Source organism: Vibrio hippocampi, assembly GCF_921292975.1.
In the GTDB taxonomy this organism is placed as follows: domain Bacteria; phylum Pseudomonadota; class Gammaproteobacteria; order Enterobacterales; family Vibrionaceae; genus Vibrio; species Vibrio hippocampi.
Genome location: NZ_CAKLCM010000003.1, coordinates 1,137,744 through 1,153,024, shown reverse-complemented (window position 1 = coordinate 1,153,024; position 15,281 = coordinate 1,137,744). Strand labels below are relative to the sequence as shown.

Here is a 15,281-nt window from a genome sequence, read left to right as displayed (position 1 = left end):
TGACATCGCTAGTTTGGCTCAGAGAGTCTAGGAATCGTGGTGATAATCGGTGCCTTAGTGATCGCTAATAGCTGCTGCTGACGACGCACCGTACTGTCGAGCAGTTCCAGTATGATCGCGCTGCCTATTCCCAACGCGGTGCCAGCCAGTAAGCCAATCAGAATAAAGATAGCGGCGGGGAGGTTGGTGGGAACGCTGGGGGTGAAAGGCAAATCAATCACCTTGACGCGCTTGTCTTGTTCAAACACGCCCAATGAACCGGTTAATTGCGCCATTTCATAACGCTGGACTAGCTCATCATATAACTGCTGTTGCAGGGTGAACTCGCGCTGCAATTGCTGAAGGCGCTTGGCTTGGTAGCCATAAGTTGCCGAGCTATCTTCAAGATCGTCAATCATCTCGGCTAACACCTGAGTCTCTTGTTGCAGAGATTCATATTGACTGCGCGCCTGTTGCAATCCTTGTAACTGGGAAATCAGTAACGGTTGAACCTTTAAGAGCTCGGCGGTGGTTTTTCTGCTGTTGCTGTCCCATACCTGTTTGCTATTGGTTGTCGACACGTTGGACGTCATTAACTGTTTACGTTCGCTTTCAAGGCGCTGCAATTTTCTCAGTTCGGCTTGTACGGCACTGTGGCTGTCGGTGTATTTGGCTTGCAATAGCGCCAACTGACCGCGTGATTCGATGATCTGGTCCTCGATTTTGCCGATGATGGGGTTGGTTTGCGTCAGTTGCTGATCAAGGCTGCCTAAGCTCTGCTCCACGCCAGCCAGTTGTGCCTGTTTCTGCGCCAAGGTCTGTTTGAGTGCCGCAAGGCGACTAAGGTTTTCCGATTGTCTTTCCGGGGTCGAATTTGTGTATTGATTATAGAATTGCGCCAAAGCCTGTTCTGCCTGCTCAAGGGCGAGCTTTCGCTTTTCGATATGAATGGTTAAAAATTCACTGGAGTCGGTAATGGATGAGCGCTCCGGAGCCAGCAGTTCTTCCACAAAATGCGTGCTGACCGATTCTAATAAGGCTTTCATGCCTTTTGGGTTGTTCGAGGTCAATTCTATTTTTAAAAAGTCTTTACCCAATTGAGTCACCGTTAGATTTTGTGCTAGACGCGTGATGACATTATCAATAGCTTGCGGAGACATGCTGTCATTGATCAGCGCTTGTTCTTGGGCGACGGAGGTTAAGACATGGCGACTTTTTAGCAGGGTTTTCAATGCCGATAGACGATCTTTTAGCATGGTCGAGACTGCAATATCCTCTAAAAAGGGATTCATCTTAGCGGTTTCTTGGAGCAGCAAGCTGGTGTGTGCCTTGTATTTTGGTGCGCTCATACTTGCCACAGCAAACGCGATGCACGGCATAATCAATATCGGTGTAACAATGGCATAGCGGCGATGCCATGCGGCGGTGAGTAAAGTGAGCAATCGCACCTTTAATTGATTCATAGAGCCTCCAGTAACAACTCAACTTGCTGCGCTTTGTGCTGCCAACTCTCTTGTTCGACCAGACCTTTGGGCAGTCTTGTTGGCTGGTTTTTAATGGATTGCAAGCACGCCACCATCTGCTCCACATTCGCCGCCGTATGAATGTGCTGTTGGTATGGCTTAAGCGCAGGAAAAGGGGTAGAAACAACCGGCGTACCTGTCGCTAAGTACTCTTTTAGCTTGAGCGGATTGCAAGACAGAATCTGTTGATTAAGCACAAAGGGCAACAAACTTACTTGCCAATGCTGTGAATACTGAGGTAGCAAATGATGCGGTTTGGGACCCAAAAGATGGACATTGTCGGTCTGTACTAAAGGGAACGGCGTGATCTCTTGCGCGCCGATAAACACAAAATCCCAATCTGGCAGGGCCAATATGGTTTTATTGAGCAGCTCATAGTCGAGCCATTGCGATAAGCTGCCATAAAAGCCGGCAATCGGTCGACCTCGACTAGGCAGATCAGGGGCGCGCTTGGCGGGTGAGGAGAAGTGCTGACAATCCACGCCATGAGTCAGCGTCACCGTGTTGGCATCGGCAAATTTGGCGGTCAATGCGTCACTGGCGGTCAGGACCAAATCGGCTTTGTTGACTAATTCAGCTTCGTATTGAGTGACAGTGTCACCGTCAACGCCCGCCAATGAGGCAAAATCATCGCCGCAGTAATAGACACAGCCACGGTCGCCGAGTTGATTGACCATATCCACCGCGGTTGGCAGTGATGTCCACAAAATAGGGCGGTGTAATTTTAGCGCTTTAACCACAGGCTGTAGCTGTCGCGTAAGCCAGTGTTGAGCAATCCGACGCGTTATTACAGAACGAGGAGCAGGGATGGTCATCACGTTGACGACATGCAAATTTTCCGGCGCAGCAACGGGTGTTTGATTAAACTGCTGCGCTTTACTGCGCCCCAACAACTTATTGGCGGCGCGTTGCCAATCTCTGAGGTTAAATTTAGGTTGGCGCAAGCCAATGGAGTTGACCCACAGCACCTTGCGGGTTTGTGCTAAACAGTTAATTAAATGCTGAGTGCTGGTGGGCAGTGCCCCATAATCCTCACCGAAGACAATAAGATCACGCATAAGCACCTCGAGTATTCGCATCTCGACGGTTTGCATCAAGACCAAGGGTTTCTAATGAGCGAATCACCTTGACCGGTGCGCCCGCCGCTAAGCAGTACGGGGGAAGGTCATGAGTCACGATACTGCCCGCCGCGACGATTGTACCAGCACCCACGGTCACGCCGGGTAATACTCGCACGCCAGAGCCCAGCCATACATCATGCTGCAATACAATCGAGCCAACGCGGTTCTCTTCATCAGGCATGCCTGCCGCGCGATCTCTGGCATCAATCGGATGACCCGAGTAACCAAACAGTTGGCAACCTGCGGCGATCCTGACGTTATCTTCAATCACTACCTGAGTCGCCACGGAAATCGTCACCTGCCAACCGATGCCGACGTTATTGCCAATTAAGAGTTCAGGGCGCGTTGTGTTCACCAAAGTGCTGCGACCATTAAAGGTGGTCATACCGGAAATGCGGCACTCATCGCCAACAGTGATATTGAGTGGACCACTAATATAAGGCAGTCCTCCGTAAAGGTAGAGTGCATCGCCACATTGTTGGCAACGCCCTTTGAAGGCAGGAGTGGCAACAAACAGGCGTTGTAGGGTAGAAAGGCTATCTCGACCAAAGGTGTAACTGGCATAGATAACCTGATTGACCAGTTTTGGTGTCGGCAACGAAGAGGCTCTTAGACGTTTAAGTCCAATGAACAGCTTTTGCATTTTTGGATCAGGGTGCTGTTTCAGCCAGCATTTAAAGCGTTGCATAGAGTCGGCATTCATACGGACAAGTCCTCTATTGAATCATCATTGGAAATCCAATCCATCACTGAGTGAATGACAGGTTTGATAACTGGGTTGATAGAAACAGTTACAAAATGCACGCCAAAAATATATTTGCTAAAAATCAGTCAGTTACAATTTGGCTTATGGGGTTTCTCAATTTGCGACGCAATATGTGATGCAGAGATAGTCAATCCCGCAAGAATATAGATCGGCCAATTAAAGCCTTGGGTCAGAAAAGTACCGGAGACGATGGTGCCAATAAGCCCGCTGTAGGTCGCGAGGGCCGTTGCCAACAGATAGGGCGGAGGCGTGGTGAGTTTAGCCAATACCGCGATGGTTCGGCGTGAGGTTCTGATCAGTGACACACAGAAACCGATAAACACAATGAGTCCGACGAATCCGGTTTCAGCCAGTACCCCAAACCAAGTGCTGTGTACGGCATGATTGAGTCCGTCCCAGTGGGAGCTATAGAAAAAGTAATTAAAGTAGAAGTTATTTAACCCAACCCCAAAGATAGGATTATCCAGCGCCATCTTAAACGCCGCCTCCCAAGCATACAGGCGTCCCATTGCTGACGCGTCAATCCCTTGCTCAGCCGCACCTCCCGAAGCGCGATCCGAAATACCCGCCGCCGCAAACAGAGCTAACGCAGCCACAATACCGACAATAATCAAGACGGTTTTTGATGGAATCATTCGCCACGCGAATACCGCACAAACCGCTAAAGCACCGAGCAGACCCCCGCGACTTTGTGTGGCGATAATCGCAACAAACAGCAACGCAGAGGTCGCCGCGGAGAGTAGCCTTAAACCAGAGTGAATTGATGCCGTGGTCGCCAGACTAATAGAAAAACCGAGCGGGAACATTAACACTAGAGCAAGGTCATTGGGGTCGCCAAGCATCGAGCCAAAGTCACGGCCGATAGTGACGCGCGACCCCTCAACCAAGCCAATCCCATTGACAGAGTTATAGATCGCTACACAACCTACCAATAGACCGGCCAACACCATCAACAGAGAAAAGCGCGAGAGCTGTTTGTCTGAGGTGATCAGCCATGCGACGGCAAGGGTCATGATCATGATTTTCCAGTACGTCCCTTTAAACATGTTGATTGCCACCCCTTTATTGGCGGCGAATACGACGCCAATGATCACCAAGCCCCAAAACAGAAAAAGCCAACGGAAGCTGGGATGCCAATAGAGTTTGAGCGACTGACTGATAGTAGTGTGCCAAAGCAAAGAGGCGAGCGCGCCTGCCGACAGTAACAGCGGGATTTTCAAAGGATAGAGCATCGGAATCACTTCATGGATTCGAAAGAAGGAGAACACAATAAACAGCGACACCAGCCAGAAAGTCTGGCTAAGCGCAAACAAAATGGCAATTGGCACAAGGCTAATGACCAGCCCGGTTAACGGATGAGGAATCACTAGCCAGAGCAACCCCACGGTCAGTGACAGCAATACGCCGGTAATAAGATGTGGTTTGCCTTGAGGCTGGGCGCGTACCATGTTCAGTGACTCCCTTTGTTTATGCTAAGCCCAATATCGTCACGCAAACTGCGAAACTGTTGAGCAAACAGAATCAGACAAACAGGGGCAAGCAGGATTAATGATAATCGCCAGAAAAGGGAGTCCACTTGCGGTGAAGTCAGCAGCAAGGCCGCGGTGAAGGTAAACAGACATACCAGATAGACGGTTCTATAGGGGAGGCGAACACAGCGCTGGCTCAAATAGCCAACCACACACAATCTTGCCACGGCGACTGCAAGCATGCCGTAAAGCATGGCAAGGGTGCTGATATTGATCAGCAGCAAGGCGAGCAAGATAGAGGACAGGGCTGTGGCGATATTAATCATCAGCAGCCACTGGGTGCGTTTTTGCGCTAATAAACCAAGGTTAAGCAGTTCGCCAAACTCTTTACAAAGGGCAATCAGCAATACCACGCCCAGCAGTTGATTAGCAGAATGGTACTGATCATCGAGTGCATATTCGATAAAGATAGGGACTGAAAAACACAGACCAATCGCAAGCAGACAGGCAAATAATAACCCTAATTCCGTGGTGTTGGTCGTTTGTTGCCTATCCGCCTTTAAGCAGGCAAACCGTTTTGGCATCCACCACATACCGAAAGGTTGAATCAGTAAACAGAGCGCCAAAGCAAACTTAGCAGCGATAGCGTATAAGGCCAGTTGTTCTACAGACGCTCCAAGGGCGAGTACCCATTTTTCGGCGCCGTTGACCCCAAAGGCGACCACGCCAGACAGCACCAAGGGTAAGGCATAGGTGAGATAGCGTTTGCATTGTGTTACACGAAAACGACGCCAAAAAAAGCCATTGATAGACTGAAAGGCGGTCAGTTGAAATAGGGTTGCGATCAATGAAGCACTCAATATGGCGTTAATGGTCGCGGACGACATTAAGCTCACCACGATAATCACCACCTGTATGACGGTGGCGCCGATGCTGACTAGGGCAAAAGGGATCACCTTATCTTGCATTCTCAGCCAAGCGGTAGAAATCATTAACGGTCCGGTAAGGACTAAGTTGCCACAGACCAGTAAAATCGAGCGAGTGTCGATATCAAGCTGTGTGGCCAGTGGCAACAATATTCCGATAATGGGCACAATGGCTAATACCGCGAACAGGCATGATAGCGACATGATACGATTCGCCACGATAAACTGTTTTCTCTGACAGGTATGCACGCCAGCGTAGCGATACAGTGATTCATGCAAGCAAAGCGATACCGCCACGCCTAACAGTGCCCCAAAACTGGCAAGCAGCTCCAGTTTGCCAAGCTCTGTCGGAGTTAGGTAATGGGTGATAAACGGCAGCATAAATAGTGTGATACCGCGAGTTAACACTAAACTGATGCCGTAAGCGGCGATGCTGGCAAGAGGCTTATTCATCACGAGTGACCTGCTGTTTTGTGGTAATAGTTTTGTGGCAATAGTTTGGGTTGCGGTTAACAAGGCGGTCAATGCCTTGATAAATACCTTGATAGCAAGTGTCCGCTTTATAACCTGCGGCAACCGCCTGAGCTGACTGTGCAAGTCGCTGGGTTAAAGTTGGATTGGCGGCGAGTTTTGTTATGGCGTTGGCTAAATCCACACTGTCCGCGGGTCGATATTTAAGACAATTTTTACCATCGCTGAGCTGCTGATCCCAATAGGCACCGTCTTGAGGAATCACTGGACAAAGCCCTGCCGCCATTGCTTCTAATATCGCAAGCCCGAAAGGCTCACGTTCGCTGGTGGAGACAAAGATCGAGCAGTGGGCACGGATTTGATCGAAATTGTCCGGTTGTTGGTGCCATTGAATATTCGCCATATCCTTATAAGTGATGGGATCCGTAGCGTCGCTGACGAGACTGGGGTTGCTTGGCTGAATGTAACAGATGTCGGTGATAATCGGCGGTGTTATCTTTGGCAGCGCTTCAAGCAACACGTCTAGGCGTTTCCACTTTAACAGCGAGCCTGCCCATAACACCCGCATTTGCTGATGGCGACTCGCAGTTGGCCAATCGTTGTCAGCCAAGCCATTACTGAACGGATAGTGATGAATATCGTCTAGGGTTAGATTGAGGGTGCTCAGTGCCGTTGTTATCGAGTCCTTAGTTGAATTGAGGTAGTGAACCTCATCGGCGAACTGAAGACACTTACCCACCGATCTTGAATTGCCGACGGGACCATGAACCAGTTGCAACACAGGAATGGAGAACAGCCATTTCAGACCATAGATTGCCATATCAGAGCCCGGCTGGGTTGAGCCAATCAACACATCAATCTTGGGGCAGGTCAGAACATGCCAAAAGCAGACAATAAAGCGATAAAGGGTGAGTAAGTAAAAGCCTTTAGCGTTGCAGTGACTGAACCACTCAGCATAAGGTAAGGTTCGCACCGTAACTTGATCGCCATAGGTTTCAAGGACGTTGTGCCAACTATCGACATGCGCCGTGACTAAGGTAATGGCGAGTTGCTGACGTGGATAGGCTGTTAAAATGGTATTGGTCGCCACTTTTGAGCCACCCGCAAATGGAACGGGATCGAAGATAAACAGATGCTTTTGGGTAAGATCATGCATGGCTAGCTCCCGATGATTGACGTTTGGCGAGATAGATTTTTAGTGGCAGCAGGCAGCGGGAGAGCTTAACGTGATTCTGGGCTGGTTCACTTAGTACGTGGTGATAAACGCGCTCGATTTTATTGGCGTTATTGTCGAGTGTTAAGTTATGAGCCACGGTTTGCTGGGCATTTGCGCTCAATGTTGGAGCGAGGGTGTCAAAATCAGTCAGTAGATCTGACCAGCATTGCAGTAATCCTTGGTCATCATCATAGAGCAAGGCGCTGTGTTGATGTGCGACAAACTCGGGAATCCCACCAATGTTGGGGGCGATAACGGGTAACTTGGCTAGAGCCGCTTCTGCGACAACCAATCCAAACGCTTCTTCTCTTGCACCGCTAACAAATCCATCGATACCCCCCGACAACCATTGATAGACATCTCGTTGCTCACCAGCCCAAGTAACCAAATGGTCGACCTGTTGCTGCTTGGCAATATCTTGTAGCTGCTTTTTTAACGGTCCGTCACCAATCACCAGCAGATGCAGCTGTTCTCCTTGCGTGTGTCGTTTTTCTCCTTGCCTGTGTAGCTGGGCTAGCGCGTTGATCAGCCTATCGATCCCTTTGCGATGAATCAGAGAGCCGACGGTGGCAAACAGGCGTGTCTCTGGCGATAAACCAAGCTGCTCGCGTACCCAATAGGGGGAATGTAAACTGGCTGGCAACGCTGCAATACCGTTATGGATAACGGCAAGCTGCTTGTGGGGATAGCCATCAGCAAGAATATCGTGTGACACGGCATGGCTGACTGCAATAATTTTGGAAGAGGCGTAGCAGCCGGAGTAAAAACGTTCGCTCAGAATATAAGGAGAATGCAGTTGGGTAACGAGAGGCACCTGACATAGTTTGGCTGCAAACACCAACCACTGACACGGACCCGCGCTGTTGACATGGATAAGACCAATCTGGTGACGGCGTATCAGTTTCACAGCGCGAGTGACGAGCTTGCCCCACTGCCAAAAAGACGCCTTGTCGCGATAACCGTATCCGAGCAAGCTAAACGTGTCGTGATGGGTAGCGATCTGCATCGCTTCGGTTCGCTGGCACAGAACTTGGTTGTTACTCCACACTATCGGCTGAAAATGACGTTTATCTATGTGGTCTAAAAGATTCAATAAGCACTGTTCACTGCCGCGAATCCACTCTTCACCGTAATGTGCATAGAGAATATTGACCATGTGTGTGCTCCTTGAAAACAAAATAGCTTGCTGTGTCTAAAAGGAGCAATAGTGGTGCCAATATAATTTATTTAATTAAATCATGTGATTATATTTTTTCTACTTTGACGTGAGGCGGTTTTCTCATTTTGAGAATCAGGATGAAAGTCGAATCCATAGTGATTATTGAAGACGTGGAGCTGGATCTAACCGACCAAAATAGAGCTGCAACAACTGAGGGATCACCGCTTGATAGGAGTAGTGATCGATAATGGTCGTTCTGGCATACTGTTTAATCGCTTGGCGCTCACTAGCGCTTGAGTTGAGGTAGGCCTCAATCTGGATGGCCATTGTCGGAATATCGTCAACGATCCAGCCATTTTTGCCATTAACAATCAGGCTTGGTATCTCGCCCACGGCAAAGCTAATGACAGGGATACCTCGAACCATCGCTTCCAATGCCGACATCGGTAACCCCTCAAAGCGGGAAGTCAGAACAAGCAGACCAATTTGCGCCCACACGGGTTCCATATCCACTTGATGACCGTGAAATTGAACGTTGTGGGTGGCTTCACCTTCCAAAACCTCTTCCATAGGACCTGAGCCAAACAGATGAAATTCGCAGTGAGGAATTTGTTGTGCCAATTGCAAATATCGGTCAGGGCCTTTTTCATGGCTTAGACGGCCGACAAAGGCGATCTTTTCCCCTTTGGAGAGCGGGGCATCGGCGACGAAATTGTTAACCCGTTGACTCGTAACCGGGATCTTGTTTTGTATCGGACGGCTGACGGCAATTCTTATTGGACTCAGAAAAGCGGTATAGCGGTCCAGCCAGTCATAGAATCGAACGCGTCCGGTCGGCGTTTCGCCCGCGTGGAATGTGGTCGCAACGACAAGGTCTTTGGGCACAATGGAGAGAGCTTTGGCGGCACGAATCAACAGTGACGCTTTATATCCGTGGCTATGAATAACGTCCGGTTTGTCCTTGGTTTGTTGCCAAAGCTGCGCAAGGCGACCCAGTAGGTTGCTCTTTGCGTATTTTTTTGTTGCGTCTTGTTTTGAGTCTTCACTTGAATATTGACGATTGAGCGCCGTATAGGGAATACACTGACGTTCGAGTTGAGGGATCAGTAACGATTGATGATCGTAGTCTGAAAGCAGGATCACTCGGACTTTAATTTCATGGCTTAATAGCCCAGACGCCAGCGCAAGGATATGGCTTTCGATACCGCCAAATCCTTTGCTGTCGGTGAGCAACCAAACCCATTTACTCAAAGGCGTTTTCCTCGGCTTCCCATGCTTGCTTCTTGCGATAGATGGTGGATGGACTCAACTCCAACAGCATCGCGGCATTCAGCACATTACCGTCGCAATGATCAATCGCTTGCTGTATCGCATCGCGCTCTATTTGCCACATTGGACGGATTGGCTGAGCAGAATTGGTCGGCATTGGTGCTGCTGTGTTGGCAGTCACATAGGCAGAGGTTTCAATTGATAGCTGAGGCGTTTCAAGCTCAATACTGTGCGTAGGTCCCGATGATTTTGCTGGGCTTGTTTTGACTTTGATCTCATTGGGCAGATGTTGCACACCGAGGGATTTTTCATCGTTCAATACCACGATGCTGCGGATAACATTCTGCAACTGCCTAACGTTGCCGGGCCAGCGATAGCGTTTAAGGAAGCGTTGGGCATCTTGGCTAATGGATTCAAACTTACGGTTATCTTGCTTGGCGTAGAGACGCAAGAAGTGTTGAGCCAAGGTGATAATATCCTCATCACGATCTCGCAATGGCGGCATATTCAATGGCACAACATGCACGCGGTAATAGAGATCTTCACGGAACCGACCTTGTTCCACTTCTTGTAACGGGTCTCTATTGGTAGCACAAATGATACGCACATCGACCTTGTGTTCTTTGCTACTGCCTAGCGGGCTAAAGGTGCCAGTTTGCAAAAATCGCAGTAACTTTTTCTGCATTTCTAGCTCCATTTCGCACAATTCATCTAAAAACAGTGTGCCACCGTCGGCCATTGACGCGGCGCCTTTGCGGTCGAGGGTCGCACCGGTAAAAGCCCCTTTGGTGTGACCAAAAATTTCACTCTCCATCAGATCTTTGGGGATCGCGCCGCAGTTGATGGCGATAAACGGCTTATCGTGGCGATTGCTCTCTTTATGAATGGCGTTGGCACAGACCTCTTTACCAGTGCCGCTCTCGCCGACAATAAACACACTGGCGGTGGTCGAGGCAACGGAATCGATCACCTTATAGATGTTTTGCATCGGAATACTGGCACCAATAAAGTCATGAAATCGATCTCTGTCCAGCTTCTCCTTGATGTTGGTGAGCATGGTTTCCAGTTTGGCTTGCTTAAGATGAATAGCGACAGAGGTTTTTAATCGACTGGAACGAATCGGTTTTTCTAAGAAGTCTTTTGCGCCCTTTTGAATCATGTTGACTGCGATATCAACGCTACCGTGAGCGGTGGCGACAATCACTGGAATATCCAGACTCTTGTTTTCCATCCAAGACAGAATCTCGTCGCCTTGCATATCAGGCAGTTGTAGATCGAGAATAACCAGGGCGGGGGTGGTTCGCTCTAGCGTGCGTATCGCCTCGGCACCCGTTTCCGCATGGATAATATTGTATGGTTCATCTTTTAAAAATTGCTTATACAGTACCGCCAAAGAGTTTGAGTCTTCGATCAGTAAGATTGTCACTGCCATACATCCACCTTATCCCTAACTAGCCATAGTGATTGATTATTGCTATGCCTAGGCGTTTGATTATTACCTTTCCGTTGTCTTGACCTCGTTAACTGGTTTTGAATACGAGGCTGATGACAGCCTAAAAATCTGAATATTTTTAGGCTCTCTAATAGTTAAAGATAGGTTAAGTCAGTGAAAAGTCGCAAAAAAAGGTCAAAATTTCTGCGTGTTTATCGCTAAATGGATAATGATAAGAAGTGGTTAGTCAAGACTTTGGCTTTGCACCAGTCAGTCCAACGCTTGGGTAGCCAAGAGAAACGGTCGATCTCTCGAACGATTTCTTGCGCCAACGTCGGTTGATCACGGCAATTGATGAGCGTGCCAAGCAGTTGCGCGCCATGCTCATCGCTTAACATACTGATCGACCGTTCTACTTGGTCGGTCGTGGTGCTGCCGGATAGCACCAATAAATAGGCACCGTCACAGGCTCTGGCAACAACAGGAGCAGGGATGGTGTTTTTGTTGATGGCAAGAAGCGGCGAGGTGTCAAAGACAATGCGGTCGTAGTGCTGCGACCATTGCTCAATTTGACGGGCGAGACCCTGTTGATCGCGTATCTTTAGTGCGGTTGAGGGGGAGTTAGGAGCCACAACGCCCATCAAGACTCGGCTTGAATCTGGGGTTTGTACTAAAACCTCGGGAAACTCTGAGACCTTGGAAAAGACTGGGACCTCGGGAAATACAGAGGCTTCAGTTGAAGGTCCAGCAGCGTGCGCATTCTCTTGTATCTCAAGCGCGACTAAACTGGGGTTAAGCAGGTTGAGATCCACCAATAGCGTTCGATAGTCAGCCAGCAGGTAGCGTTCGCATAAAGCTTGAGCCACGCTGGAGGTTCCTTCGTCCGAATTGCTGGCGGTAATACACACCGTTTGGCACTGGTTAGATTCAGCACTAATAAATAGACGCTCAATTTCGGCATGAGTGGCGGGAATAGTCATCATAAAGCTCCAATCAGTGCGATGGTGGATACAATTCTAAATAGGTCGGTCAGACCCAGACGAGCTTGCTCGCCAAAGCTATTACGACGATCGGGAATATAGATGGTGTCGCCAGCTCGCAATATCGGTAGCATTCGAATATCGGCGGTTTTACTGAACTCCAGCAAGTCAAAAGTACGTGCTTGGTTTTGACAGCATGACATATTGACGATGCTTATCTTCTCGACATGGGCGCGGTCACTCGGTCCGCCCGCCTCAGCCAGCACATCGAGCACGGTCATATTGTCGTTAAACACATAACGACCGGGATTGTTCACTGCACCTAAGATACGCACGGTTTGCTCTTTAGGCGTGTCGAGCCAGTTACGGTTTTTTTCTGGAATATAGATGGTATCGCCACTTTTTACGCGCGGCAGTAAAGACTCATCTCCGGTTTCAAAATAGAGTGACAGATTCAGCTTACTGATTTTGGCGTAGCTTTTATCTCTATGGGTAATTCTGACATTGTGAATATCGGCATCTTTCGTTGGACCGTCGGCAGCGGAAAGAATATCAAGGAAGTGCATTTCGTTGGTGAATCGATAACGCCCCGGCGCATTCACTTGACCAAACACATAGATGGAAGCATCAGAGCTTTGTCTTACCCATTGGGATTTGTTGTCTGCGGGATCTTGCGGCAGATCGTGGACACGCACGATAGTGCCAGCAGAAATGTAAGGCAGTTCGGATTTCGGCGCCCCTTTTTTGATAAACGCATCCAGATTAAAGACCTGCATTTTACGTCCATTTGCGATCTCTATCTTGGTGGTATCCGCTCTGAGTGTCGGACCGCCAACATGCGCCAGTAGATCCATTAAATCCATTTCATCGGACCATTCAATACGACCCGGTCTCACCACCTCACCAATCACGTTAACGGCTCGGTCTGGGGCGATTTTAAGCCACGACTTCTCGTTCATATCGGTCTTTTCCGGAACGAAAATGGCATCACCAGAAGCAATGCTGGGTGCTTTGGCACCCGATATTCCCTCAGTAAATGCTGTCATATCAAAGCGAACCACTTGTCCATTGGCGCGAATAACGCGGATCTGGCGAGACTCTGCAAAACGAGTCGGCCCTCCTGCGTTAGCAAGAATATCCATAAAAGTCGCCCCAGGTTTTCCTTCGTAGGCACCCGGACTGGCGACTTCACCCATCACGTAGACAGTATTTAATCCAGATTTGATTTCCTCTTCTTGTTTGGGAATAAACACCGTCGCGCCCGGTTTAAGTGGAGGAAGTAGGCTGGTGTCACCGCTGTCTAGATAGCGTTTAAGGTTAAATAGCGTCGGAGTGTTATTGGAGATAACGCGGATCTGTTCCACAGCCGCATAGCGCGTCACACCACCGGCACGCATAAGAATGTCGACCAAATCACTGTCTGATCGAAAGGAGAATGAACCGGGCGCATTGACCTCACCGAACACCTTAATCGCTTGTCGTGCATCGCCACTATCACCCGCATCGGCAAGTTTAGCGGGGTCGAACTCTTGTTCAATGTTACCCACCAACGGTGAAGCGGGGACAAATAAGGTGTCCAAAGAGCGCAGCGACGGCAGTTTGCTTTCATCGCCGGTATCCAAAAACTGCTTATAGTCAAACTCAATGCGTTCTGCACCGCGTTTCAAAATGACTTTGTTGAGCTGTGCTCCGGCGCGCAACCCGCCCGCGGCATAGAGCGCCATTTGTATATTTGAGTGGTCGGCTAAGGTGTATTCACCGGGTGAGACCACGTAGCCTTGAATAGAGATAATAATCTGTTTTTCAGCGACATAGACCTGGATATTCGAGGTATCGCGATACACTTCGCTTAGGGCGGTAATGACATTAGCCTTGAGCTGTTGCTCGTCATACCCAGCAACAAATAGCGTCCCAACCTCTGGCAGGGTAATCCGCCCACGTTTATCGACCTGAAAGCTTTGATTAAGACTGACCTCGCCGGGTAGATCGATCTGTATCTGATCGCCTACTTGCACCACTTTGTCTTCATTGTCAGCGCTATTCACCCAACCACTAGCGAACAAAACACACAGTGAAATGACAAGGCTAATGACTTTATTCATGGCGTCTCTCCTTGTGAATAAAGGGTTTCAGTATCAGCAAGTACGTCGATACTGACTCGGCGATTGGTCAGTTTAACCCCCGCGCTATCTCCGGGATAAAGCGGTAAATCTGCCCCAAGAGATTGAGTGGTCATTCGCTCTGGTGACAACCCGAATATCATCAGGTAGCGCTTGACCTGCTCTGCTCGTCCTTTTGCCAGTTTGTCGTTGTACTCGGAAGTGCCGGTAATATCGGCGTGACCCGTCACTGAGAGTTTGATGCTGGGGTACTGCTTTAATAGGTTCGCCGCTTGTGCTAGATGACCCATGTATTTTGGGTTGATTTCCACCGAGTCGATGGCAAATTGATTGTCGATATTCAACAGTTCATGCAACTCCTTGACCACTTGCATCAGGTTTTGCATTTCATCAGCGGAGCGGGGGGGAACACATTGGGTTTGCGATAACACGTAATTGAGCTTGAGTTCTAACGCGTTAAGCTGTTTACGTTGGATGACAATATCGTTGGCAGCGTCAATCCAAAGGTTGGCTTCCAGTTCTCGGGCGATACGTTTCTGCTTGGTTTCCGCTTGCAATACCGCCGCAGGAAAGCACCAACGTGCGCCTTCGTTGATCAGGGAGTCAAGGTGGAGTTTGCTCAGCTTCCAATCGAAACGCAAACCGTGTTCGGGACCGAGGGGCTCGTCCGGCATAACAGGGGAGAAGTCAGCGCCGATGTAATATTCACCCACACCACCCGTCCCGTTGTCTGGATAACTGGTGGAGCATCCCGCGCTTAACAGCAAAGCTAAGGCAATAATCCCTGTTTGTACGTTGCTCGTTATTTCCATAAGAACCACCCTTCGCTTTGTGACGATTATTTATTGGT

The 15,281-nt window shown here is 49.2% G+C and carries 11 protein-coding genes and 1 pseudogene; all 12 read right to left on the bottom strand.

Annotation, left to right across the window (positions count from 1 at the left end):
• Nucleotides 1–8: 8 nt before the first annotated feature.
• The 12 genes and pseudogenes from L9Q39_RS18150 to L9Q39_RS18095 all read right to left on the bottom strand — a co-directional run bounded on the left by L9Q39_RS18150 (nt 9) and on the right by L9Q39_RS18095 (nt 15,243).
• Nucleotides 9–1,442: a GumC family protein gene (locus L9Q39_RS18150; RefSeq protein ID WP_237486494.1), complete on the bottom strand. Its 1,434-nt coding sequence runs from the start codon at nt 1,440–1,442 to the stop codon at nt 9–11.
• The gene (locus L9Q39_RS18145; protein ID WP_237486493.1) at nt 1,439–2,560 is read right to left on the bottom strand and encodes a glycosyltransferase family protein; all 1,122 of its coding nucleotides are present in this window, start codon (nt 2,558–2,560) and stop codon (nt 1,439–1,441) included. Before L9Q39_RS18145 ends, L9Q39_RS18150 begins: the two co-directional genes overlap by 4 nt.
• Nucleotides 2,553–3,326, bottom strand: coding sequence for an acyltransferase (locus L9Q39_RS18140; protein ID WP_237486492.1), 774 nt, complete (start codon nt 3,324–3,326; stop codon nt 2,553–2,555). The genes L9Q39_RS18145 and L9Q39_RS18140 overlap by 8 nt, the downstream gene beginning before the upstream one ends.
• 128 nt (nt 3,327–3,454) lie before the next feature.
• A complete protein-coding gene (locus tag L9Q39_RS18135) occupies nt 3,455–4,837 on the bottom strand; it encodes an O-antigen ligase family protein (RefSeq protein WP_237486491.1) in 1,383 nt (460 codons plus the stop codon).
• Between the two features lie 2 nt (nt 4,838–4,839).
• The gene (locus L9Q39_RS18130; RefSeq protein ID WP_237486490.1) at nt 4,840–6,237 is read right to left on the bottom strand and encodes a lipopolysaccharide biosynthesis protein; all 1,398 of its coding nucleotides are present in this window, start codon (nt 6,235–6,237) and stop codon (nt 4,840–4,842) included.
• The gene (locus tag L9Q39_RS18125; protein WP_237486489.1) at nt 6,230–7,411 is read right to left on the bottom strand and encodes a glycosyltransferase family 4 protein; all 1,182 of its coding nucleotides are present in this window, start codon (nt 7,409–7,411) and stop codon (nt 6,230–6,232) included. Before L9Q39_RS18125 ends, L9Q39_RS18130 begins: the two co-directional genes overlap by 8 nt.
• On the bottom strand, nt 7,404–8,627 hold the full coding sequence (locus L9Q39_RS18120; RefSeq protein ID WP_237486488.1) for a glycosyltransferase: 1,224 nt from the start codon (nt 8,625–8,627) through the stop codon (nt 7,404–7,406). The genes L9Q39_RS18125 and L9Q39_RS18120 overlap by 8 nt, the downstream gene beginning before the upstream one ends.
• A 162-nt stretch (nt 8,628–8,789) precedes the next feature.
• Nucleotides 8,790–9,881, bottom strand: a complete 1,092-nt coding sequence (locus tag L9Q39_RS18115; RefSeq protein WP_237486487.1) for a glycosyltransferase family 4 protein — start codon at nt 9,879–9,881, stop codon at nt 8,790–8,792.
• Complete coding sequence (locus tag L9Q39_RS18110; RefSeq protein ID WP_237486486.1) at nt 9,874–11,331, bottom strand: sigma-54-dependent transcriptional regulator; 1,458 nt, start codon at nt 11,329–11,331, stop codon at nt 9,874–9,876. Before L9Q39_RS18110 ends, L9Q39_RS18115 begins: the two co-directional genes overlap by 8 nt.
• Before the next feature lie 218 nt (nt 11,332–11,549).
• Nucleotides 11,550–12,314, bottom strand: coding sequence for a P-loop NTPase family protein (locus L9Q39_RS18105; protein ID WP_237486485.1), 765 nt, complete (start codon nt 12,312–12,314; stop codon nt 11,550–11,552).
• A pseudogene (locus L9Q39_RS18100) lies at nt 12,311–14,332 on the bottom strand (SLBB domain-containing protein); the annotation flags it as partial. The gene L9Q39_RS18105 and the pseudogene L9Q39_RS18100, both read right to left, overlap by 4 nt.
• A gap of 77 nt (nt 14,333–14,409) precedes the next feature.
• Complete coding sequence (locus L9Q39_RS18095; protein WP_237486483.1) at nt 14,410–15,243, bottom strand: OmpA family protein; 834 nt, start codon at nt 15,241–15,243, stop codon at nt 14,410–14,412.
• Between the last annotated feature and the right edge of the window lie 38 nt (nt 15,244–15,281).

Coding starts and splice junctions, on each gene's coding strand:
- L9Q39_RS18110 (WP_237486486.1), bottom strand. CDS start 11,331: ATGGCAGTGACAATCTTACTGATCGAAGACTCAAACTCTTTGGCGGTA.
- L9Q39_RS18125 (WP_237486489.1), bottom strand. CDS start 7,411: ATGCATGATCTTACCCAAAAGCATCTGTTTATCTTCGATCCCGTTCCA.
- L9Q39_RS18135 (WP_237486491.1), bottom strand. CDS start 4,837: ATGGTACGCGCCCAGCCTCAAGGCAAACCACATCTTATTACCGGCGTA.
- L9Q39_RS18120 (WP_237486488.1), bottom strand. CDS start 8,627: ATGGTCAATATTCTCTATGCACATTACGGTGAAGAGTGGATTCGCGGC.
- L9Q39_RS18130 (WP_237486490.1), bottom strand. CDS start 6,237: ATGAATAAGCCTCTTGCCAGCATCGCCGCTTACGGCATCAGTTTAGTG.
- L9Q39_RS18105 (WP_237486485.1), bottom strand. CDS start 12,314: ATGATGACTATTCCCGCCACTCATGCCGAAATTGAGCGTCTATTTATT.
- L9Q39_RS18145 (WP_237486493.1), bottom strand. CDS start 2,560: ATGCGTGATCTTATTGTCTTCGGTGAGGATTATGGGGCACTGCCCACC.
- L9Q39_RS18095 (WP_237486483.1), bottom strand. CDS start 15,243: ATGGAAATAACGAGCAACGTACAAACAGGGATTATTGCCTTAGCTTTG.
- L9Q39_RS18140 (WP_237486492.1), bottom strand. CDS start 3,326: ATGAATGCCGACTCTATGCAACGCTTTAAATGCTGGCTGAAACAGCAC.
- L9Q39_RS18150 (WP_237486494.1), bottom strand. CDS start 1,442: ATGAATCAATTAAAGGTGCGATTGCTCACTTTACTCACCGCCGCATGG.